This is a genomic window from Robertmurraya dakarensis (assembly GCF_900156875.1).
GTDB lineage: Bacteria > Bacillota > Bacilli > Bacillales > Cytobacillaceae > Robertmurraya > Robertmurraya dakarensis.
In genome coordinates this window covers 1,817,957-1,841,321 of sequence record NZ_LT707409.1, presented here as the reverse complement: position 1 = coordinate 1,841,321, position 23,365 = coordinate 1,817,957, and the positions used below count along the sequence as shown (strand labels likewise).

General features: G+C 38.6%; 20 protein-coding genes. 12 read left to right on the top strand and 8 right to left on the bottom strand.

Features of this window, described 5'->3' with window-relative positions; translation table 11 throughout:
• Positions 1–19 precede the first annotated feature (19 nt).
• Positions 20–1,267, top strand: coding sequence for a glutamate-5-semialdehyde dehydrogenase (locus tag CZ487_RS17560; RefSeq protein ID WP_077213566.1), 1,248 nt, complete (start codon positions 20–22; stop codon positions 1,265–1,267).
• A 32-nt stretch (positions 1,268–1,299) separates the two neighbouring features.
• Here the strand turns inward: CZ487_RS17560 and CZ487_RS17555 are convergent, their stop codons facing one another.
• Positions 1,300–3,375 (bottom strand): metallophosphoesterase family protein, encoded by a 2,076-nt coding sequence (locus CZ487_RS17555; RefSeq protein WP_077213565.1) that lies wholly within the window; start codon positions 3,373–3,375, stop codon positions 1,300–1,302.
• 150 nt (positions 3,376–3,525) lie between these two features.
• Between CZ487_RS17555 and CZ487_RS17550 the strand changes: the two genes are divergently transcribed.
• Positions 3,526–4,569 (top strand): ATP-grasp domain-containing protein, encoded by a 1,044-nt coding sequence (locus CZ487_RS17550; protein ID WP_077213564.1) that lies wholly within the window; start codon positions 3,526–3,528, stop codon positions 4,567–4,569.
• Positions 4,570–4,614: 45 nt separating this feature from the next.
• Here CZ487_RS17550 and CZ487_RS17545 read toward each other — a convergent pair whose 3' ends face one another.
• From CZ487_RS17545 to pxpB, 3 genes are read right to left on the bottom strand one after another with little or no spacing between them, the layout of a single operon-like run.
• Complete coding sequence (locus CZ487_RS17545; protein ID WP_077213563.1) at positions 4,615–5,379, bottom strand: LamB/YcsF family protein; 765 nt, start codon at positions 5,377–5,379, stop codon at positions 4,615–4,617.
• Positions 5,380–5,390: 11 nt separating this feature from the next.
• Positions 5,391–6,386, bottom strand: coding sequence for a 5-oxoprolinase subunit C family protein (locus tag CZ487_RS17540; RefSeq protein ID WP_077213562.1), 996 nt, complete (start codon positions 6,384–6,386; stop codon positions 5,391–5,393).
• A gap of 4 nt (positions 6,387–6,390) precedes the next feature.
• Positions 6,391–7,095, bottom strand: a complete 705-nt coding sequence (gene pxpB / locus CZ487_RS17535) for a 5-oxoprolinase subunit PxpB (protein ID WP_077213561.1) — start codon at positions 7,093–7,095, stop codon at positions 6,391–6,393.
• Between the two features lie 223 nt (positions 7,096–7,318).
• On the opposite strand from pxpB, the gene CZ487_RS17530 reads away from it, so the two are divergent.
• Complete coding sequence (locus CZ487_RS17530) at positions 7,319–9,397, top strand: peptidoglycan D,D-transpeptidase FtsI family protein (protein ID WP_077213560.1); 2,079 nt, start codon at positions 7,319–7,321, stop codon at positions 9,395–9,397.
• A 44-nt stretch (positions 9,398–9,441) separates the two neighbouring features.
• Here the strand turns inward: CZ487_RS17530 and CZ487_RS17525 are convergent, their stop codons facing one another.
• Entirely contained in the window at positions 9,442–9,636 is a 195-nt protein-coding gene (locus CZ487_RS17525; RefSeq protein ID WP_077213559.1) for an alpha/beta-type small acid-soluble spore protein, read from the bottom strand.
• A 441-nt stretch (positions 9,637–10,077) separates the two neighbouring features.
• Here CZ487_RS17525 and zupT point away from each other — a divergent pair, with 441 nt between their 5' ends.
• The 5 genes from zupT to CZ487_RS17500 all read left to right on the top strand — a co-directional run bounded on the left by zupT (position 10,078) and on the right by CZ487_RS17500 (position 14,505).
• Positions 10,078–10,887: a zinc transporter ZupT gene (gene zupT / locus CZ487_RS17520; RefSeq protein WP_077213558.1), complete on the top strand. Its 810-nt coding sequence runs from the start codon at positions 10,078–10,080 to the stop codon at positions 10,885–10,887.
• 135 nt (positions 10,888–11,022) lie between these two features.
• Positions 11,023–11,535, top strand: a complete 513-nt coding sequence (locus tag CZ487_RS17515) for a shikimate kinase (protein ID WP_077213557.1) — start codon at positions 11,023–11,025, stop codon at positions 11,533–11,535.
• Between the two features lie 12 nt (positions 11,536–11,547).
• A complete protein-coding gene (aroD, locus tag CZ487_RS17510) occupies positions 11,548–12,315 on the top strand; it encodes a type I 3-dehydroquinate dehydratase (protein ID WP_077213556.1) in 768 nt (255 codons plus the stop codon).
• A gap of 118 nt (positions 12,316–12,433) precedes the next feature.
• Positions 12,434–13,102 (top strand): CDP-diacylglycerol--serine O-phosphatidyltransferase, encoded by a 669-nt coding sequence (pssA, locus tag CZ487_RS17505; RefSeq protein WP_419865758.1) that lies wholly within the window; start codon positions 12,434–12,436, stop codon positions 13,100–13,102.
• A gap of 215 nt (positions 13,103–13,317) precedes the next feature.
• Positions 13,318–14,505: an aminotransferase-like domain-containing protein gene (locus tag CZ487_RS17500; RefSeq protein ID WP_077213554.1), complete on the top strand. Its 1,188-nt coding sequence runs from the start codon at positions 13,318–13,320 to the stop codon at positions 14,503–14,505.
• A gap of 60 nt (positions 14,506–14,565) precedes the next feature.
• On the opposite strand, the gene CZ487_RS17495 is transcribed toward CZ487_RS17500, so the two are convergent.
• Together CZ487_RS17495 and CZ487_RS17490 are read right to left on the bottom strand one after the other, a co-directional pair.
• Complete coding sequence (locus CZ487_RS17495) at positions 14,566–14,994, bottom strand: cell wall hydrolase (RefSeq protein WP_077213553.1); 429 nt, start codon at positions 14,992–14,994, stop codon at positions 14,566–14,568.
• Positions 14,995–15,328: 334 nt separating this feature from the next.
• The gene (locus CZ487_RS17490) at positions 15,329–16,816 is read right to left on the bottom strand and encodes a carboxylesterase/lipase family protein (RefSeq protein ID WP_077213552.1); all 1,488 of its coding nucleotides are present in this window, start codon (positions 16,814–16,816) and stop codon (positions 15,329–15,331) included.
• A 244-nt stretch (positions 16,817–17,060) separates the two neighbouring features.
• On the opposite strand from CZ487_RS17490, the gene trpB reads away from it, so the two are divergent.
• From trpB to CZ487_RS17475, 3 genes are all read left to right on the top strand, one after another.
• Positions 17,061–18,227 carry a tryptophan synthase subunit beta gene (trpB, locus tag CZ487_RS17485; RefSeq protein ID WP_077213551.1) on the top strand — a complete coding sequence of 389 codons (1,167 nt, stop codon included), beginning with the start codon at positions 17,061–17,063 and terminating at the stop codon, positions 18,225–18,227.
• 132 nt (positions 18,228–18,359) lie between these two features.
• Entirely contained in the window at positions 18,360–19,646 is a 1,287-nt protein-coding gene (locus CZ487_RS17480; RefSeq protein ID WP_077213550.1) for an MFS transporter, read from the top strand.
• 117 nt (positions 19,647–19,763) lie between these two features.
• Positions 19,764–20,975: an MFS transporter gene (locus tag CZ487_RS17475; RefSeq protein WP_077213549.1), complete on the top strand. Its 1,212-nt coding sequence runs from the start codon at positions 19,764–19,766 to the stop codon at positions 20,973–20,975.
• A gap of 51 nt (positions 20,976–21,026) precedes the next feature.
• On the opposite strand, the gene CZ487_RS17470 is transcribed toward CZ487_RS17475, so the two are convergent.
• Positions 21,027–22,211, bottom strand: a complete 1,185-nt coding sequence (locus CZ487_RS17470; RefSeq protein ID WP_077213548.1) for a pyridoxal phosphate-dependent aminotransferase — start codon at positions 22,209–22,211, stop codon at positions 21,027–21,029.
• Between the two features lie 88 nt (positions 22,212–22,299).
• Between CZ487_RS17470 and CZ487_RS17465 the strand changes: the two genes are divergently transcribed.
• Positions 22,300–23,082 (top strand): carbon-nitrogen family hydrolase, encoded by a 783-nt coding sequence (locus CZ487_RS17465; RefSeq protein WP_077213547.1) that lies wholly within the window; start codon positions 22,300–22,302, stop codon positions 23,080–23,082.
• Positions 23,083–23,365: the final 283 nt, after the last annotated feature.

Genomic DNA, 23,365 nt, shown 5'->3' with positions numbered 1-23,365 from the left:
TACAAGGGAGAGGAAAAGCATGAGTGAGGTTGTTTTAAAAGGTCAAAAAGCAAAAGTTGCAAGCCGTTTATTGGTCGGAGTTACTACCGAAGAGAAAAATGAAGCGTTAGCAAGAGTAGCTGACCAGCTTCTAAAGGATAAAGCACAATTAATAGCAGAAAATGAAAAAGATTTGACTGAAGGGAAAAATAAAGGCTTATCTGACTCTGTACTAGATCGTATCATGTTGAATGAGAAAAGAATTGAGGATATGTCAGCAGCGATCTGCCTTCTGATAGAATTAAAAGATCCAATTGGTGAAATTGTCGAAAGTATTAATAAGGAAAATGGTCTGCTTATTAAAAAGAAGCGCGTGCCAATTGGCGTAGTTGGAATGATTTATGAAGCGAGACCAAATGTTACAATTGATGCAGCTACCCTTTCACTTAAAACAGGAAATGCTGTTTTGTTGAGGGGGAGTTCGTCAGCTTATTATTCAAATAAAGCACTTGTTCAATGTATTCATGCCGCACTTGCAAATACAAAAATTCCACTGGATGCAGTACAGTTGATTGAAGATACAAGCAGAGAGACTGCGAAAGAACTATTTACTTTAAACGAATACTTAGATGTCTTAATTCCTCGCGGCGGGAAAAACTTAATTGATACTGTTGTTAGGGAATCAAGCGTACCGGTACTTGAAACGGGTGCGGGAAATTGTCATATCTTTGTCGATGAAACGGCACAATATAAAATGGCTGAAAGAATCGTTATAAATGGAAAAACACAGCGTCCTTCTGTCTGTAATGCGATCGAAACGGTATTGATTCACGAAAATTGGTTCAAGCAATACGGTGTTGAATTATTACAGGCTCTTCAAAGCAAAGGAGTAGAAATATATGGGGATCAAGCAGTAACAAGTGCCCTGCAGGATGCCAAGGCTGCTACCGAAGAGGATTGGTATACGGAATACCTCGCTTTGAAAATTAGTGTGAAAGTAGTTAAAGATGTAAATGAAGCAATTGACCATATTAATCAATATGGAACAAATCATTCAGAAGCAATCCTCACAATGAATGAACAAAATGCAGATGCATTCTTAACAAAGGTGGATGCTGCTGCTGTTTATCATAATGCTTCAACGAGATTTACAGATGGCTTCGAATTTGGCTATGGCGCTGAAATCGGAATCAGCACACAAAAACTTCATGCAAGAGGACCGATGGGATTAGAAGCACTAACATCGACGAAATATTATATTTACGGTGAAGGTCAAATTAGAGAATAGAGAAAAATGACGTGAGTGTTCACGTCATTTTTTTAATTCTTAAAATTTCTTTTATAAAGTTGTCTGTTTTTGTATTGTAGCAACGTATGATTCGCCGTTTTTTGGAGGGGTGTGATTAAACCCAAGTTATTTTCTGTTTGGACAACAGAACCATTTTCCAGCTTTAAATATTCAATATATTCCTTCCATAAATATGAAGGAGGTTCTTGTTGCTGGTAGATCATATCAAATGTTTGATTACAATACCGATGGAATACTTTTTTTTCGTTTGTGATCATGTTGACTCGTAGTACAGAATTCAGCAAAAATCCAGCTAGGTTTGGAAAGCTTCTGTTTTTCATAGGACTGCTTGTAAATTGCTGAATTTCTTTTTTTTGACCGTCATCGTACTCTATCGTTGTACTAACACATGAGGCCATATGGGCATCACCTGACAAGACGATGCATGGACTGGGCTCAAGTTTCTTAATCCACAGATGGAAATCATGATATCCTCTTCCGTTATATCTCCACGCTTCTAGGTCAAAAGCTGTATGAACAGGAATTCGAAGGGCTCTTAAAGGCAGAACATACTGGTATAAAAAGAATTCAATTAATCCAATTCCATAAAGAGGTGCAGGTGAGACAATCATTAGCGGCTCACCTTCTTTCCAGCCGCTTTTAGTCAATTGTAACGAGGCGATATCTAAACCCTCTTTGTTCACCAGCTGTGGACCAACTGTAACTTCTTTGATTGTCTTTCCTACAACTGCGGGCTTCGGAATTGCTTCATATTCACGATTTGTTCTGGTATCCAAGAACAATGCTTTTGGTTCAGTAGCGGTGACAAAAGACCAATTTCCATACTTCAGTAATACATCCAGCCATTTACGATAAGACGGAGAATGTACATTAAGGTCTTCTAAATAGTTACTTATGGTCTTGATAAAAGAAGGACCAAAGTGCTCTGGATCATTTCCCCACCCTTGAAAAATCCAGTAGGCACCAAGGCCATTAGCAATAACATGTCTTCCTAAAGGCGAACGGTATACACTTTCCTTCCAACTTCTCGACAAATTCCAATCATCTGTTATATCATGGTCATCAAAAATCATATAGGTTGGGATATTTGCCAGCAATCTCTGCACCTTCACAACACTTTCATGAAATTGATTTAATTCAGCTTTTTCCTCTGCAAACCTACTTTCATGTTTCTTTAGTTCTTTTTCATATTCATCTCTGTTGTCAGGGTCGAAAATAAAATAATATTGATCATTATCTAATAGTTTGCTAAAGGAGGGAAACAGTTTATTTTCTTTTGCAAAATCCCATAATACGGGGCTGAATGTTAGTAAATACATGATGGCAAACTCACCGAATGTAAGCAGGTGGTTATGCCCGTTGGTGGATGTAAATTTACAAAAATGTTCAATGATAAACTGTCTGCCATGAACTTGCTTATAAGCCTGGTGAAATGGAAATTTCTTTAAATTTTCATCAACTTCTGATAAATCTTCTGTACTCCCAATTAACTCATTTTCCATGATCTTTATAAAAGGTATGATAGCATCTGCTACATCATCTGCATAGATCTGATCTCCTGCTAAAAACAAAGCTGAAGGACGGTTTTTAAGATTCAAGCATGATTCAGACAAGTAAAGGTCTCCGCTTGCTAACGCATCTTCGTCCTCTCCATGTAATTTACGACAGGAACCAAACATAAATGAAGGTTCATTATTCTGTTTAAGGACAAACGCAGGATATTTTAATGGAGGATAAACGATCCCAGACCGGTTGGAGTCCGATAATAACCCTAAGCTCCCTAGATCTAGCTGTTCTGAACCATTGGAAAATAGGAGATTGTACCCCAAAAGTGTTTCAGAAGGAAAACAGCCATTTTTAGGAACAATTTTGATTAAATATATATATAACTTCTTCCCAAGCACAATCTCTGTTGTTTTTGATTGAACGTTCAGGCATTGATACTGCAAGGTGTTCTGAGATGTTTCTTCTATCATGAATATATTAGCATCAACATTATATGGTTTGCTTAGTGCAATCCAAACAAAGACTTGTTTAGAGTCTATTCTTCGAAGAATGGGTCCAGCTAAAACGGTTGGTAACTTCATCTTTCACCTCAGCTCCAATAGGTAACGTTATGGCAGTTTATTCAGCTGGACGTTTGTACGTGTAAGTATGACAAAATGGTAAATTGTTAAAAATTTGAATTAAAATATGAGTAATTGCCTATAATGGTATACGGAATAAGGAGGAGTATCATGAAAATTTGGTTTAACAGATGGTTTACAACTGTCTATCATTACATTAACATGATTAGAAATAACCCAGAAAATCGAAAATTTATTATATACGGAACACATTCTTATAAAGATGCATTGTACCTGCAAAACTGTGATTTTGCCTTTTCTGAACCAGAGGTGGATGGGGAGGAGTATATTCAGTTTTGTTTGGATTTTTGTAAAAAGCATGGTATTGATATTTTTGTCCCAAGAAAAGAAAACGTTTTAATATCAAAAAACCTGAGAGAGTTTGAAAAGATAGGTGTAAAAGTACTGGTTTGTCCAGATCCGGAGTTAATGGAGTTAATGGATAATAAAGCGTGGATGTATCAGTCTATCTTAGAAAAACAATCGGCAGGAAAATCACTGGTACCCATACCTGATTACAAAGTTGTTAATAATCTTTCTCAGTTTGACGAAGCATATCAATGGTTAAAAAGGAAAGGTCATCAGGTATGCATTAAGCCTGTTATTGGAGAAGGGGCAAGCGGGTTTCGAATTTTAAAGGATGAAATTGATCATATCGAACAGCTTATGAATCAAGGAACCAGTTATAAGGTTCCAGTGAAGTATATCCGTGAAATTCTAAGTCAACAAGGAAGTTTTCCAGATATGCTTGTGATGGAATATTTAGATGGTCCTGAATATAGTATCGATTGTCTGGCTGGAAATGGTTCTTTACATGCAGTCATCCCAAGAATGAAGGGGGAGGGCAGAATCCGAGAACTTATAGAGGATCAGGATCTAATTAAAATGTCTGAAGACATCTACAAGGAATATCCGGTTCCCTTTATCTTTAACATTCAAGTTAAATTTCATGACGGGGTTCCCAAACTGCTTGAATTAAATCCGCGAATGAGTGGAGGTTTACATATTAGCTGTCTATCAGGTGTTAATTTCCCATATTTGGCCATCAAGCTTTTACTTAATGAAAAAATCGAGATGATAAAACCAAGTTTTGGCATTCGGGCAAGTCATCTTGAACAAGAAATTATCATGAATGAGATATCGAAGAGTTCCTAAAAATGAGGGCGCTGCCAATTTTCATTGCAGCGGCCTCATTTTATTCTAGAAGTCAGTAAACCTTTTGATGTTTATACCAGCTTCTTTTAAAGCAATATGGATGTATTTTGCAAATTCAAGGGCATTTTTCCCATCTCCATGTATGCAAATCGTGTCTGCTTGAATAGGGATGACTTTGCCTTGAAGTGATTGGACTGTATGATTTTTTATCATTCCGATTACATGATTTACTGCACTTTCTTTATTATGTATAAGCGCATGTTCATGAGATCGAGGTGTTAATGATCCATCATCTTGATAAGTTCGATCAGCAAACACCTCATTTGCTGTCATAAGCCCTAGCTTTTTCCCTGCCTTAACTAACTCTCCTCCTGATAAGCCGAATAAAACCATTTCAGGGTCCACTTTATAGACTGCTTCCGCAATTGCTTCTGATAATGCTGTGTTTTTTGCGGCCATATTATAAAGGGCACCATGTGGTTTAATATGCTGAATTTTTCCTCCTTCTGCCTTTACAAAAGCATTAAGAGCCCCGATCTGATAAACCACCATATCATAGGCATCTTGCGGAGAAATATCGATATTCCTTCGGCCGAAACCAGCCAGATCTGGCAAACCAGGATGGGCGCCAACACCCACATGGTTCTCAAGTGCAAGTTTGACTGTTCTTTTCATTGTGCCAGGGTCACCAGCATGGAATCCACAGGCAATATTCACGCTTGTAATATATGGGAGGATTTCAGCATCATTACCAATGGTATAGGCTCCGAAACTCTCTCCCATATCACAATTCAAATCAATCATATTCATGAAATAGTCTCCTAACTAAATTTTAACAATATTTCTTTTCTTAGCAGTTCGATTCTTTTCTCTCTTTCTATTAATAGAAGCTGTGCGTCTTCACAGGTAATTTCCTTGAAACTCAGAGAATCACCAGGCCTTACCTGTGCTAGCGTAGGCAAATCAACTGAAGCTACTTCACCAATCTTCGGATAGCCTCCAGTGGTTTGCCGATCCGCTAGTAACAGTATTGGATTTCCATCTGCAGGAACTTGAATGGTTCCAAAGCTCACTGCTTCGGATATCATTTCTTTCTGACCATTCAATTCGAGTATTGGCCCCTGTAATCTATACCCCATGCGATCTGAGGCAGTTGTCACTGTAAAGAGATCACGGAAAAAATATTCCTGGCTTCTTCTTTTGAATAAATGATATTGTCTGCCTTTCATCACTCTAATACAGGAACTCTTTTGGTAAAAAGTCTCCCAATATATTCGCCAATGTGTCATTACAAAACCGTCTGAGCTTCCTTTTTTAAGAAATGATTGCATAAGATGATTAGAGAGTTCACTTGAAGCTTCGAGAAACAATTTATCACCTTTTTTTAAAGCTCGTCCTTGAAAACCCCCAATGCCTGCTCTTAAATAAGTAGATTTACTATCCATTACTTCTGGAATTTTGAAACCGCCCGCTGCAGCTAAATAGGCACGGCAACCAGTCTGACAGTTTCCGAATATTAATTCGCTTCCTTTTTTTATAAGGACCGGCCGCCAATTACCGATCTTTTTTCCATTTACTGCAGGGGAAAGATCGGCTCCGCAAATCGCAATTACCGTATCCTGGTCAAACTTAATAACAGGACCGACCATTGTTATCTCAAGCACAGGAGAATTTTTTTCGTTTCCGACCAATATATTTGCGATTACATGTGCGAATTGATCCATGACTCCGCCGGCAACGACCCCGTATTTTTGATAGCCGTACCGTCCAGAATCTTGAACCGTTGTTAATAGACCAGGTTTTAGTATCGTAATCATACCTTTATATCTCCCAATTTTCGAATTGTTTCTTGCTGATAGGTTTAAATATTACGGTATCCCCAGCTCTTAAAAGGCTGGGCTGTTCTTTTTCAGGCTGAAATAACTTGATCGGAGTTCGGCCGATTAATTGCCATCCACCAGGTGTATCAATCGGATAGATGCCAGTTTGCATGCCGGCAATTCCAACGCTGCGAGCAGGTATTGTTAAACGGGGTGTTTTTCGTCTAGGAGTAGCAATTCTCTCAGACATTCCTCCAAGATAAGGAAATCCGGGAGAAAATCCTATCATGTACACAAGATAGTTTGCTGAGGAGTGTAGTTCAATCACCTCATCAACGCTTAGTCCATTCACTTCAGCAACTGTTTCTATGTCTGGACCGTACTCCTCTCCGTAGCAGACCGGAATCTCTATAATCCTTTCTGTCATGGACTTATTTCTTGTTAGATTAGAAAGAATTTCATGCAATTGCAGCTTAATAAAATCAATCGGCAGCGAATGTTGATGACTTTGTTTATAAGCTATTATTGGATCATAAACGATTGTAACAGTTGTAAAGGCGGGAATGTATTCAATCATCCATTTTGGAGGGGTTTCATCTAAGTAATTCGTAATTTCTTGGATTGTTTGGATCGCGCTACTTTCAATTTTAGAACCTATTTCAATTACAACAGCATGATCACCCATAGGGTGCAAGACGTAAGTCATAAAATCTCCCCCTTGTATAATTTATTATAGCGAATTTTCTATCTATTTATAAATATTCTGCAGTTGTTCTTTTTTCTTCATACCCATAAAGAGGAAATAACGAGTTTATCTTGAATTTATATAAATAATAATAAAAATTTTAAAAAGTAGAAATATTTATAGATTAAAAGCTTTAAATCATATAAAATGGATTTTATTACCATCTCAAGAGGGGGAAAGGTTCATGCAGCCTGAACATAAAAAAAAGAAAACCCATGTACCCTTGCGTGTGAATTTATTATTCTTAATAGTCTTTCTGCTTTTCTCTTTATTGATCATGAGGCTTGGGGTAGTACAAATTGTTTACGGTGATGATTATAAAAGAGAAGTTGAACGAACAGAAGATATCACGGTCAGTTATCCGGTACCGAGGGGCCGAATGTTTGACCGGACAGGAAAAAATATCGTAGATAATACTCCCAGCAACGCAATTACATATACAAATTTTGGAGTTAGTCAAAGTGAAATGCTTGATGTAGCGGAGAGGCTGGCATTATTAATTGATGTAAAGCCTGAGAGAATCACACAAAGAGATATGAAGGATCATTGGTTGAGACTGAATCAAGAGCGTGGGGATGAAAAAGTAACAGAAGAAGAACGCAAAACGTTAAAAAATGATCTAGAGAAAAAAGAATATGATCAGAAAATATATGAGTTAAAGCTTGAGAGAATTACAGAAAATGAGCTGCAAGAGCTTACCGATGAAGACTTAGAAATTCTAGCCATTTATATAAAGTTCAACAGTGGATATGCCTTAACACCGCAAATTATTAAGAATGAAAACGTCACAGATGAAGAATTTGCGGTTGTTAGTGAGAACCTTCAGTATCTTCCGGGTGTTGATACAACAACAGACTGGGAGCGAGATTATCCTTTTGGGAATACATTGAAAACGGTATTAGGTAAAGTGACAGATACGGAGGAAGGGATTCCGAAGGAAAAGCTGGATTATTTCTTAGCCCGTGATTATAACCGAAACGATAGAGTTGGAAAAAGCTACCTCGAGGCTCAATATGAAGATATCTTACACGGTCAAAAAATGAAAGTGAAAAATATAACAGATAAGTCTGGAAATATATTGGAAACAAAGGTGGTATCACCTGGACAGAGAGGAAAGGATTTAGTATTAACCATTGATATGGATCTTCAGCTTGCTGTTGAACAGATCCTTGAAGAGGAGCTATTAAGAGCAAAAAGATCTGCTAGAACTGGATTCCTTGACCGGGCTTTTGTAGTTTTAATGAACCCAAATACCGGGGAAGTTTTGACCATGGCAGGTAAACAAATCGGCAAGAATGAAGAAACAGGCAGAACCGAGATGCAGGATTTTGCACTAGGAACTATATCGACTTCATACAATGTTGGGTCATCTGTTAAAGGAGCAACCATTCTAACTGGATTACAGACCGGAGCAATTACCACAAATACGTATATCCATGATAGACCATTAAAAATTAAGGGCACCCCCGTTAAAGGATCATACAGTAATAATCTAGGTACATTAAACCCCGTTGGTGCATTAAGGGTTTCTTCCAATGTCTATATGTTTGAAACGGCAATCAGAATTGGAGGAGGTCATTATCAATATAACCAGCCTTTAAGAATAGACCCAGCAGCGTTTAATATTATGCGGGATTCCTTTAGTCAATTTGGCCTTGGGACTAGAACAGGCATAGATCTGCCGAATGAACAAATAGGATTTAAAGGACAGTCAACACTGCCAGGGTTTTTATTGGATTTATCGATTGGTCAGTACGATACTTACACACCGATGCAACTGGCACAGTATGTATCAACGATTGCAAATGGAGGTTACCGTGTTCAAGCCCATTTAGTAAAGGAAATTAGAGATTCCGTAAATGATGTGGACGAACTAGGTCCCGTTTTTGAAGAGATTCAGCCTAAAATATTAAATCGTCTAGATCTTAAGGATGGATGGCTTGAAACGGTTCAAACTGGCTTCCGTCAAGTAATGACGTCAGGAACGGCACAAAGAAGATTTGCGGATGCTCCATACAAGCCGGCTGGTAAAACAGGGACAGCGCAAGCATTTTATGATGGTCCCGAAAGACATAAATACAAGGAGCCGCCATCTGTCATGAACCTGAGTCTTGTCGGCTATGCTCCATATGACAAGCCTGAGGTTGCTATGTCCGTGATTGTCCCATGGGCTTACCAAGGATCAAGCGGGCACACAGCTAACTATGAAATAGGAAGAAGAGTGTTAGATGCCTATTTTGCGTTAAAACAACAGAATCGTTAAGTTAAAAAGGAGACCCATACAACAGGTCTCCTTTTTGATATTAATTACTGTCCTTGTTGATTTCTCAATTGTTGTTCGCCCAGTTGAACGAGGCGCTTCGTCATTTCTCCCCCAACTGAACCGTTCGCACGCGCGGTCGTATCTGCACCAAGTTGGACCCCAAACTCATTGGCAATTTCCTCTTTCATTTGATTAAGAACACTTTCTGAACCAGGAACCAAAAGTTTGTTTCTAGCCATGATACATCACTCCCTTGCATGGATTCGAGCAGTGGTTAAATTGCTCAGTAGTAATGTTCCTAATAAGAGTTTATTTTATATTAGGATACCATAGTAAAGGGAGGGAATATCTGTAAAACATTTGATCCAGCTGTTATCATAAAGTTTCAATTGCTGGGTATATTAATAAACAAGATTGGAAAGTGGTTTTTTTAACGGAGAAAATAAATAAGCTAGGTGTCGGGGCATACCCGCTTGTTGTTATGGGGAGTTGTGTTTAAGCAGCTTTTTTTTTATGCAGTTTTATCTTTTAATTACGAAGGATAGTTAAAAGTTGTCAGACAAGTTTCGTATAAGTTAAAATGTTTACTAGAGGAAACTTTTTTATCCTATTGCATACATTGGTAAAGAAAATATAGGTGCACTTAATATATGAGTTAACAGCGGAGAAGGGGAATGATAATGGCTGAAAATTTACTGCTTGCTTTTGGTTTGACTCTGATGGCAGGCTTAGCAACTGGGATTGGAAGTGTCCTTGCGTTCTTTACAAGCCATACCAACACAAAATTTTTGTCTTTGGCTCTTGGTTTTTCAGCAGGTGTTATGATATATGTCTCGATGGTTGAAATTTTTGTGAAGGCAAAAGACGCTTTAGTCAATTCATTAGGGGAAGTCCCTGGGAATTGGGCAACAGTAGGAGGATTTTTCGGCGGGATGCTTCTCATTGCGTTAATCGATAAATTCATTCCTAAGCAAGGAAATCCTCATGAAATCAAGAAAGTAGAGGATATGAACGGAAAAGAGAAAGCTGTAAATGAGGCAGCATTGCTGAAAATGGGTACATTTACGGCACTTGCAATCGGGATTCATAACTTTCCAGAGGGGATTGCTACCTTTACATCGGCATTGCAAGACCCCGGACTTGGAATTGCGATAGCCGTGGCGATTGCGATCCATAATATTCCAGAAGGAATTGCCGTATCTGTTCCAGTTTATTTTGCGACAAAGGATAAGAAAAAGGCATTCAAGTTATCTTTTTTATCTGGGCTGTCTGAACCGGTAGGAGCTCTCGTTGCGTATCTATTTCTTATGCCGTTTTTAAATGAGATCATGTTCGGTATCATCTTTGCTGCGGTGGCGGGTATTATGGTCTTTATATCACTGGATGAATTGCTCCCTGCAGCTAAAAAATATGATGAAGCACATATTTCCATTTACGGTTTAATTGGTGGAATGGCCGTGATGGCATTGAGTTTGCTTCTGTTCATTTAATAATGATGAAACTCTCTTGTTATGTACTATGGGCAAGAGAGTTTTTTTGGAAAATTTATATACTTGTTTTACAGTCAGATTTATTCATTATATAATTCTTATATTATCTTAACGGTAGATTGGGAAGTGAATGCAATGGAAAAAACGGAGAAAAGTCTAGTATTGATTGGATTTATGGGAGTCGGGAAAACCACCGTTGGAGAAATAATCGCAAATAATTTAAATCGACAGTTTATTGATATTGACGCAGAAATTGAAAAAGAATTTGCCATGCCTATAACAGAGATATTTAATGTTTATGGGGAAAAAGTTTTTCGTATGAAAGAAAAGGAACTGATTGAAAAACTGGTTAATAGCAAAGGAAATATCCTTTCCTTAGGTGGAGGCGCTTTTTTACAAGAGGAGATTCGCAAAGTATGCCTAGATAAAAGTACGGTTATTTTCTTACACATATCTTGGGAATGCTGGAAAGAAAGAATTAGTGAATTGCTAGAAAGCCGTCCTGTCTTGCAAGGACGTACGATGGAGGAAATCGAGGAACTATTTTATAATAGGCAAAAAATTTATGAACAACGTCATGTAAAAATAAATACAGATCATAAGGCACCAGAAGAAGTTGCAATTGATATCATTGAAAGGTTACGTTAGGATGGTGTAAACATGAGTACGTTAATAATTAAAGATGTAAGAATCGGTGAGGGAGTCCCAAAAGTTATTATTCCCCTTGTTGGACAGACGGAAGATGAAATTACGCAAGAAGCAAAGATTGTAAAATCATTAAAGCCAGATATGGTGGAATGGCGAGTGGACTTTTATGAAGGAGTACACCACTTAGAGAGTGTTTCGGCCATGATCACAAAGTTGCGAAGTATCTTTGATGATATTCTTATCCTATTTACTTTTAGAAGTTTTAAGGAAGGTGGAAATAAAGAAATCGATTCTTCCTACTATAAGAAGCTGATTGAACATGCTATAGAGTCAAAAGAAATTGATCTAGTTGATATTGAGTTGTTTATGGAAGAAGAAATTATTTTGCATTTGATTTCCGCTGCCAAAGAAAATGGTGTATTCTCAATCATGTCGAACCATGATTTTGTAAAGACACCTTCGAAAGAGGAAATAATTAAGCGTCTCTGTAAAATGCAGGAATATGGTGCACATATACTAAAAATGGCTGTCATGCCAGCTTCAGCGGGAGATGTGTTAACTTTAATGGATGCTACCTACACGATGAAAAAGGAATATGCTGACCGCCCGATTATTACTATGTCAATGGGGGGCACTGGTGTTGTTAGTCGTTTAGCTGGTGAAGCATTTGGTTCTGCCTGTACTTTTGCATCAGGCAGGGAAGCCTCGGCTCCTGGACAAATACCCGTCGAAGAACTCCGTTCAGTTTTGGAAGTTTTGCATAACAGAATGCAGCAATAAAGCAGTTTTTATAATTACCTCGATGTGCTAATTGAAAACAGCAAATTATCAAATGCTAAGTAAGGGAAAGGAGTGTGGTGTTTGTTTGCGGTTAAGGTTAATTAAATCCATTCCGAATATGTTTACATTAGGAAATTTATATTGTGGTTTTTTGTCCATAGGATTTGCGGCTTCGGGTGAATATAAAAATGCCGCGATTTTAATTTTAATAGGGATGATGTTGGACAGCATGGATGGCAGATTAGCAAGAATGTTAAATGCCGACAGCCAGTTGGGGAAAGAATTGGATTCATTGGCCGATATTGTTACCTTCGGGGTTGCTCCGTCGTTCTTAGTATATTATACATACTTCTTTCAATTTAGCCTGTTAGGAACCATTGTGGCTGGTTTGTTCCCGTTATTCGGGGCTTACCGTTTAGCACGCTTCAATATAAGTGCCCCCAAATCTTCTTCAAAGTACTTTATTGGTGTGCCGATCACGGCGGCAGGTGGAATTTTAGCGTTGCTTACCTTATTTGGAGATTTTATTCCAAACATTATCACAACTGTTGTGTTTACTGCTCTTTGTTTCCTAATGGTAAGCAGAATAAGGATCCCCAGCATGAAGGAAATTCCGCTTCCTAAATATGGGACGATTGTAACTATTTTTCTTGGCTGTCTATTAATCGTTATTTATAGAGGTACATATGGACAATTCCCTTACTTAATTTATATTGCAGTTCCTTTGTATATCGCATACCTAGCCTATCGCTTTGTTAAAGGCAGAAATCAAAAAGATATCGATTAGCAGTAATTATAAGGCAATAAACCAGAATCTAACGTAAGGTTCTGGTTTTTCTAATTTTATGGGGTGGAAAGCGATGATGATCAGGGGAATAACTTATTAATAGATTGATAAAAAAATATTGCTAGATTGATTTATTATGATATATTATATATTACTTGAAACTACAAAAAATTTTAAAAATTAGTTTTTTTGAAAACAAAAAGGAAGGGACCCTTATGAAGTATTCATTCGCAGAGCTTACGAAAAACTATCAGTCATCAGCAGTAAGAGATATTTTAAGTGTTATACAGCAAGGAGATGTCATTTCCTTTGCAGGAGGGCTTCCGTCGGATGACTTTTTCCCGCTAGAAGCGGTTCGAGATGCATATGAAAAAGTGTTCGTCTCTGGGAAATCATCATTGCAATATGGTTTAACAGAAGGCTTTACCCCACTTAGAGAAGCAGTTCAAGCAGTTATGTTACGAAAAGGAATTGCTGCGCCTCTTGAAAATATTATGTTAACTACCGGTTCCCAGCAAGCAATCGACTTATTCTCAAGAGTTATGTTGTCACCCGGAGATGTTGTTTTAACAGAAGATCCAACTTATCTTGCTGCATTGCAGGTTTTCAGGTCTTATGGTGCGAAAGTTGTTGCTGTAAACGGAGATGAATTTGGAATGGATGCAGACGATTTAGAAGAAAAAATCAAAGAGCATCAGCCTAAATTTGTGTATGTTATACCAACCTTTTCGAATCCAGATGGAAAAGGTTGGAGTTCTGAACGCAGACAAAAATTGCTGGAGCTTTCATACAAATATAACATTCTTATTCTTGAAGACGATCCATATGGAGAATTAAAGTTCTCTAATGAAGAGGTTTTTCAGCCTATCGCTTCCATGGATCATGACCGTACACATGTGCTATATACAAGTACTTTTTCAAAGACAGTTGTACCGGCATTGCGAACAGGCTGGGTAACAGGGCCTGCTGAGGTAATGGCTATGATGACTCAAGGTAAGCAAATGACAGACCTGCACTCAAGTTCAATCGATCAACAGGCGCTTTATTATATTATGCGTGACTTTGACTTGAATGGGCATATTGAGATTTTAAGACGTGAATATTATCACCGAATGACGATTATGAGAGACTATTTAAATAAGCTTGATTCTGGATTATTCACATGGAAAGAGCCGAAGGGTGGTATGTTCATGTGGGTTCAAGGGGGAGAAGAGCTAAACGTGACGAATCTATTAGATGCTGCCGTTGCGAACGGTGTCGCATATGTTCCTGGTGCCCCATTCTATGTGAATGAACCGCAATTAAATACATTTCGATTAAATTTCAGCCATTCTACTCCGGAGAAGATCAAAATCGGAATGGACCGGCTAGTCTCAGTACTTTTAAATCCTGCAACTCTATAAACATAAAAATACCCTATCCTATTAGGTTGATTCATGGGATGGGGTATTTTTATGTTAGAGTTAAAAAGTGCTGTAAATATTTGCGCATTCTTCACCGGTAGGCTCATAAAAACAATGCAGCTTATAACGGCCCACATGCGGTTGGTTATACCATTGTGCAGGACAGTCTCCTGCAGGTCTAAAATACCATAAACTGTACTTCGCAGGCCATAATCTTTCTCCTTTGATTGCCCGGCGTGCTAATTTCCTCTCTGCTTCCCTTGCAGCTTGGTAAAAATAACCTTTTTGTGTTGCTTCAAAAGCGTGAGGCTGATATATCATTTGTGGTATCGTTCGCAGTCCCTCAAAATCAGAACAATTTGCACGGATTCTGTTAATGCCAACAACCCCTACCATAAGCATTCCTTGGTTGCCTTCACCCTCAGCTTCTGCACGTAATAATCTTGCCAATAAATCAACATCAGCCTGAGTAGCTTTTACAACTGCCATGACTACACCTCCGTAGGTTTCATACACTATATCGCAGGTTAACGGACAGTATGCCCCGTAACGAGAAGATTCTTAATAATCTAATAGGATAAGCGGGAGAGCATTTGTCCGTAAAAGCCCGAAAGTAAACATTCCCACAAATAAAACAGGAAGTTTCAATTTATCATATTCGAAATCAAGGCTATGTTGACGATAAGTTCTGCCATGGAATATTAAACTAAGATTAAAAGGGGAATATTTTTTTAATATCTATATAGAGTTCCTGTGATCTACTTAGCTTACTCACAAATAAAGATCCTGTGCTGTTAAGTCACAGGATCTTTGCGTAAGGTTATTAAACTGACGTTTTAGTTGCTTCTCTCCATCCTAGACAATCTTGATAATTAGGATCAAATTCAAGCTTACATTCATTATCAAGAATCATGGTAGAACGTTTTTCTAATTCATATCGAGGCCACTCCGGCAGGGAGCTATTTGAAGGGTTTCCATTCTTAGCAAAAGAAATCCATGCTTGATGCATAGTATCAGCTAATCTCTGCCTGTTAGGAGAGTTACCAATTAAATTTTCTGTGTTAGGTGTATTGATCGTATTAAAGACAAACGGTATTTCAATCGCATGGCTTGATTTTAAGCCTCCATTGAAAACAGGGCTTTCCCAGTCAAACCGGTACATATAGAGTGGAGAACCTTGTTTTACGTGCTGTTCTGCCAGTTGAAGTGCAGGATATGTAAAAATCCTGATGGTCATAAGTTGATCAAAGAGATCTTGATTTAATTGAGTTTCATTAAATTCTTTAAGAAGAGCTGGCAAAAGGTCCTTAAAAGTATGCTGGAAGATATTCATGATTTTATTAGGTTCTGGATTTTTCCATAACGGGTCGAAGAAGGTAAAGATTCGATACTCATCTTTATTAGTTCCAAGCATAATGGAAATATCCTTCGCTGATCCTTTTGATATGGCTTCTTCAGGACTCTGTGGTAAATTGACTCCATCAATAACCGGACCAAGGCTCATAGAAGGAACAATCGTGGAAGCTTTTATTAACTGTTGTACCGGTAGTTCTTCCAGTTTTGATAGATTGTCATGATCTATATTTAACTCATTTAGCAGGCGTTTCGCAATATGAGTTGCTTTTGATGAAGGCAGCGCATTGCTTGCGGCACCGCTTTGAAGAATTGCTTGTTGGAACAGCCCTTTAGCAGATGGGAGTCCAAGTAATACTCCGATACTCATTGCCCCGGCAGATTCTCCAAATACCGTAATTCGATTTGGATCTCCCCCGAATGCAGCAATATTTTCCTTAATCCATTGAAGTGCTGCAACTTGATCTAGAATCCCGCAATTTCCAGACGAAGCATACTCTTCACCGCCGATTTCTCCTAGGTGTAGAAATCCTAATATCCCGAGGCGGTAATTGATGGTTACAACAACCACATCCCCGCTAGAGGCAAAGGATGAGCCATCGTACCAGGAGCTTGATCCTGAACCCGATAGGAATGCACCTCCATGAATCCATACCATAACAGGTCTTTTTTTATCGTCTGCTCCTTTTGACCAAATATTAAGATACAAACAATCTTCATTCATATTTTCGATATCGTTGCCAAGATAGTTCATAATTACACTAGATGTTTGCGGAGCGACGGGGCCGAACTCAGCAGCATCACGTATTCCGGTCCAAGCATCTGGTTTTTGGGGAGGCCGAAAACGAAGCGGACCAAGCGGGGCTTTGGCATAAGGAATCCCTTTCCAGACGTAGAGGTCCTCCATTTGTTGGCCCTGAACCTTACCGTAAGCAGTTTCTACAATTACAGCTGACATTTGATTACTCCTTTCGTTTTTGGTTATATGATAAAATTAGGAGAATTCTGGTTGTAATCATGTATATTCGCTAAGAAGAAGTATTTTCCTTTGAGATCATCTAAATAGAAATAATTGCAAGCGGCTGCCATTTTTCTGTCAGCTTGAAAGGAAAAAGAAATCCAAGATTTTATTGGAATAATCAAATTGTCGTTTTATAATAAAGACAGATTATTAAATATGTTTTAAAGGAGTAGAGCTGAGTATGCAGAGTGCGAGTATAGAGAACAAAGGTTATTTTGGTGAATTCGGAGGGAGTTTTGTTCCGGAAGAACTGCAGTTAGTAATGGATCAAATAGAGGGGAATTTCCTGAAATATAAGGATGATCCTGAATTTATTGAGGAATTTAAATATTATTTAAGAGAATATGTCGGCAGAGAAAATCCTTTAACTTTTGCTGGACGTCTAACAAATGAACTAGGCGGTGCAAAAATATATCTTAAAAGGGAAGATCTCAACCACACTGGTTCACATAAAATTAACAATGCAATTGGTCAAATTTTATTGGCAAAGCGGATGGGTCTCAAGCGTATCATTGCTGAAACGGGTGCAGGGCAGCATGGTGTAGCGACAGCCACAGCATGTGCAATGTTCGGAATGGAATGTGTCATATACATGGGCAAGCTTGATACTGAACGTCAGGCACTAAATGTCTTCCGGATGGAGTTATTAGGTGCAAAGGTTGTTCCAGTTGAAAAAGGACAAGGCAGATTAAAGGATGCTGTTGATGAGGCGCTTAATGATTTAGTCCAAAACTATAAGACTACCTTTTATCTATTAGGTTCGGCAGTTGGGCCTCATCCATATCCAACAATGGTGAAGCATTTCCAAGCAATTATCAGTGAAGAATCAAAGAGACAAATTCTTGATAAAGAAGGACGACTGCCGACAGCTGTTGTTGCTTGTGCAGGTGGCGGCAGTAATGCGATCGGTGCTTTTGCTCACTATATTGAAGAAAAAGATGTTCGTTTAATTGGAGCTGAGCCAGCGGAAGCGCCTACGCTATCAGAAGGGGTTCCGGCCGTCATTCATGGATTTAAATGTATTACTTTACTGGATGAAAATGGAGAACCTAAACCAACCTATTCCATCGCAGCTGGTCTGGATTATCCTGGAGTAGGTCCGGAGCATAGTTTTTTAAAGACAAGCGGAAGAGCAGAGTATGTAACCGTTACTGGCCAGGAAGCTCTTGAAGCATTTAAATTGTTAAGCAAGGTTGAGGGGATTATTCCGGCTTTGGAAAGCTCTCATGCTATTGCACATGCTGTCAAACTTGCAAAAGAATTATCGACTGAAGATGTTATCGTAGTCAACCTCTCCGGCAGAGGCGACAAGGATGTAGAACAAGTTTTTCATATGTTAAGCAAATAAAATTGAACCTCCATTAGCGGGATTCATACTGTTCTGTTAAGATGGGATAAATCATAAATGCAGCAGCATATAATCAAAGGAGAGTGTCATGCTAAAGTGTCACTCTCCTTTTTTAAGGAAAGGGGCATGCTTATGGGAAAGATGTCTGCTACAGAGAGAAGCTGGGCCCTTTATGATTGGGCCAATTCTGCTTATACGATTATTATCGTGACTGCGATTTTTCCTTTGTATTTTAAATCGTCTGCACAAGAGGCGGGAATTGGTGCAGCGGCATCAACAGCTTATTGGGGATATGCAAATTCGATTGCTACACTGGTTGTTTCACTTTTAGCACCGATATTAGGAACCATTGCAGACTTTAGAGGATTTAAGAAAAGGTTTTTTGTTTTTTTTGCTTCCTTGGGTATTGTGTTTACAATGCTGTTAGCTGTTGTTCCATCGGATCAGTGGATGATTTTATTAGTCTTTTTCATTATTACTTCTATTGGCTATACAGGTGCCAACATATTTTATGATGCGTTTCTTGTTGATGTCACGAATGAAGGGAGAATGAACCGCATCTCTGCTAATGGCTTCGCGCTTGGATATATTGGCAGTACGATTCCTTTTATTCTATCAATTGGTATTATTATATTATCTCAGAAAAATATCATTCCATTATCCGTCTCTGTTTCCAGTCAAATTGCATTTGCCATAACAGCATTATGGTGGGGACTGTTCACGATTCCAATGTTAAAAAGAGTGGAGCAGGTCTATTTTGTTGAACGTGTTCCGAATCCGGTTAGAACAAGTTTTAAAAGACTTTATGCTACATTCAAAAATATTAAAGCGTACCGGCCGTTATTTCTTTTTTTGCTTGCTTATTTCTTTTACATTGACGGTGTTAACACAATCATTAAGATGTCAACAGCCTACGGTTCTGATTTGGGCATTGGTGCATCGACACTGTTGATTGTTTTGTTTGTAACACAAGTAATTGCTGCACCTTTTACTAGCTTGTTTGGGGTTTTAGGAGAAAAGTACACTGAAAAAAGAATGATTTTAGTGGGGATCTTAATTTATGTTTTTATCTGCATTTACGCATATTTCTTAGATTCTGCTTTGGATTTTTGGATCCTAGCGATGCTTGTTGGGACAGCACAAGGAGGTATTCAAGCACTTAGCCGATCTTATTTTGGAAAACTTGTTCCAAAAGAATCATCGAATGAATTTTTTGGATTCTACAGTATTTTTGGTAAGTTTGCAGCGATCGCTGGGCCGCTGTTAGTAGGTGTTACAGCACAAATGACTGGAAGTACAAACAGCGGTGTCTTTAGTTTGGTCATTTTATTTGTGGTTGGCGGTGCTTTGCTGCTCCGTGTGCCTCGAAATAGTGAGGCTGTTTCATTGCCAGAAGTAACTAAGCAATTAGAAGATTAACATAGGGAAAGTGGTCGAGGCGGTCTCTATAGTTCCAAAACTCTGTAAAATGTGTTAAGATTTTAATAATTATAAAAATTAAATCTCTTTTCAAAAACCATGTACAGAGGTAAATTTATGAAAAATTCCAAAGCGAAACTTTTCTCAAAGGATTTTATTATTTTTTCGGTTTTAACATTTTTCCTAGCTTTAGTCTATTTTTTATCCATCATCACCATTCCTGTTTATACGGTTGATGAATTGGGAGCAACTCAGAGTATGGGAGGACTCGCCGCTAGTATTTTTGTTATTGGCATGTTAATCTCACGCATATTTTCAGGAAAATATATCGAAGTTATCGGACGTAATAAACTATTTTATACCGGGATTATTTTGTTCTTTCTGGCGACTCTCCTTTATTTTTTAGCAGACAATTTGTATTTTCTCATCTTGGTTCGCTTTATCCATGGAGCTGTAGGGGGAATGGCAATGACCGTTATGCAGATTGCTATTCTCGATCTTATTCCAAAAGAACGCCGAGGCGAAGGTATTAGTTTCTATACACTGAGCATGATTTTAGCTACTGCGATTGGTCCTTTCCTTGGTGTTTTTATTACTCAGCATGCAGATATCAGCAAGATTTTTCTTGTATGTTCGGTCATTACAGCTTTATGCGTCATTCTCTCCTTTTTCGTAAAAGTCCCTCTTGTGATTTTGACGGAGGAACAGATTTCTTCACTAAAAGGCTTTCACTTCAAGGATTTCTTTGAAATAAGGGCTCTTCCTATTGCGCTGATTATGGCTATCATGAGTTTTTCTTATTCCAGTATTCTAGCTTTTCTGACTTCCTATTCCATGGAAATTGATTTAATGTCAGCAGCGAGTTTCTTTTTTATTGTGTACGCCGTAGTTGTTCTAATCTCAAGGCCGCTGACGGGAAAATTGTTTGATGTAAAGGGGGAAAATTTAATTATTTATCCTTCCTTTATATTATATGCAGTTGGTTTGCTTTTTCTAAGTCAAGCACATCATGGAATTACGCTGTTAGTTGCTGCGGCAATCATTGGTTTAGGCTATGGTAATTTGCAATCATGTTCACAAGCGATTGCGGTCAAAGTGACACCTTCACATAGGGTGGGTCTTGCCACCTCGACCTTCTTTATCTGTATGGAAGGCGGATTGGGGATTGGTCCGTTCCTGTTGGGATTTTTACTGCCGGTATTTGGTTATCGTAACATGTATTTGATGTTAGCTGTAATTGTTTTTATCAGCATCTTTTTATATCATTTCCTGCACGGGAAAAAGCAATCTTATCACAAACAGTTATCTCATGCGAGCTTAAAGCATTAGCGGTAAACGAAAAAACACATGGAGTTCCTCCATGTGTTTTTTCGTTTAAAATTAAACCTCTATTGAAGATGTTTTAAATAAATTTAATTTATCGATCCGATTGACGGCCTCTATTAATACGTCATCGTCGACTAACAAACCAACACGCACATAACCTTCACCAAACTCACCAAATCCTTTTCCTGCAGCCACTGCGACATCCGCTTTTTCAAGCAGAAAATCCGCGAATGATTCACTCGTAAAGCCTTTAGGAACTGGCAGCCATGCGAAAAAAGAACCGGTAGGAGCTTGTACATCCCAACCGATGTTACGGCATGCTTCGATTAATGTGTTACGACGCTGTTCATAACGTGCAACAAGTTCGTCTACACACTTCTGGTCGTCAGTAAGTGCTGCTGCAGCTGCTTTTTGGACAGCAGGGAAGAGACTGCAATGTAAATGGTCTTGAATTAAGTTGATCGCTTCAATGATAGCAGGGTTTCCAACGGCAAACCCAACACGCCAGCCGGCCATATTATAGGTTTTAGATAATGTGTACATTTCTACACCGATATCTTTCGCACCCTCCACTTCGAGGAAGCTGACAGGTCTTTTACCATCAAAACCAATCGCACCGTAAGCAAAATCATGCATGATTGTTATATTATGCTCTTTTGCAAAGGCCACCGTTTCTTCAAAAAAGGAACGATCTGCTGTTGCTCCAGTAGGGTTATTCGGATAGTTCAAGTACATCAATTTTGCTGCTTCCTTTTGCTCTGCTGGAATAGCAGCAAAATCTGGGAGAAAATTATTTTCCGCTTTAAGAGGGAAAGTTTTGTAGTCAACATTTGCCAAGACTACACCTGACATATAATCAGGATAACCAGGGTCAGGAAGAAGCATAAGATCCCCTTCATTAAGCAGACACAAAGGGAGCTGCACAAGCCCGGATTTAGCTCCGAACATTATAGCAACTTCTGTTTTCGGATCGATGTCCACATTGTATTGATTTTTATAAAATGTGGCAGCGGCTTCCTTCAGTTCGTCTATTCCACGAAATGGTGAGTAGCGATGTGTCCCAGGATCTTCGGCCGATTCTTGTAAAGCCTTCACAATATGCTTCGGTGTAGGCTGGTCGGGATTGCCTTGCCCTAGATTAATAACATTGCGGCCTTCTGCCACGGCTTTACTAACTTTATTAACGAGTGATGCAAAGAATTGCTCGGGTAATTTTTTTAAGCGTTCTGAATATTCCATTTTATCCACCTTTGTTGTAAAAATGATTGCGAATTTACTACAAATTCTATAATCTTTATAGTAAATTGTCTATAGGTGGGATAAAAAAATGAAAATAGCCATTGTACAAATGAATATCGCTTTTGCAGATTCTAACAAGAACTTTGCGGCGATTAAAGAATATGTTGAAGAAGCTTCCAAAGCGAAGGCAGACGTTATTGTCTTTCCTGAAATGTGGAATACAGGATATGCTCTTGACAGGTTAAGCACCCATGCCGATACTGACGGGGAAAAAACAAAAAAAGTGCTGGCAGAGCTAGCTGAGAAGTATAGAGTGAATATCGTTGGCGGATCTGTTGCAACAAAGAAAGGCGAACATTTTTATAATACAATGTATATTGTTAATCGGGCCGGAGAAATCATTTCTGAATACGATAAAGCGCATCTCTTTAAGCTGATGGATGAGCATCTATTTATGAACGCCGGCCAAAAGGAAAATCTCTTTGAGCTGGATGATGTTACATGCGGGGGAATCATCTGTTATGATCTTCGTTTCCCAGAATGGATCCGCACTCACACTTTAGCAGGAGCTAAAATCATGTTTGTCCCTGCGCAGTGGCCAGCGACAAGGATTGATCACTGGCAGCTATTATTGCAAGCAAGAGCCATCGAGAATCAATGCTATGTAGTTGGTGTGAATCGTGTAGGGTCAGACCCAAATAATGAATTCAATGGACATTCAATGGTCATTGCCCCTTGGGGAGAACTGCTTGTCAGTCAATCAACAGCAGAAGGAATTCTATACGCTGAACTTGATATGGCAGAGGTTGAACGAGTACGAGAGACCATTCCAGTTTTTCAAGATAGACGAAGTGAACTATATAAATTTTAAGCTTCACATTATGAAAGCCAAATCCTCTTATGCAGGTAGCTGAATGTCCTTCATGAGTTGAATGAAAGCCGAAATCATTCTAGAGAGCTAGAGAAAAGGTCTTCATGAGTTGAATGAAAGCCGAAATCGTTCTAGAGAGCTAGAGAAAAGGTCATCATGAGAAGAATGAAAGCCGAAATCATTCTAGAGAGCTAGAGAAAAGGTCATCATGAGAAGAATGAAAGCCGAAATCATTCTAGAGAGCTAGAGAAAAGGTCATCATGAGAAGAATGAAAGCCGAAAT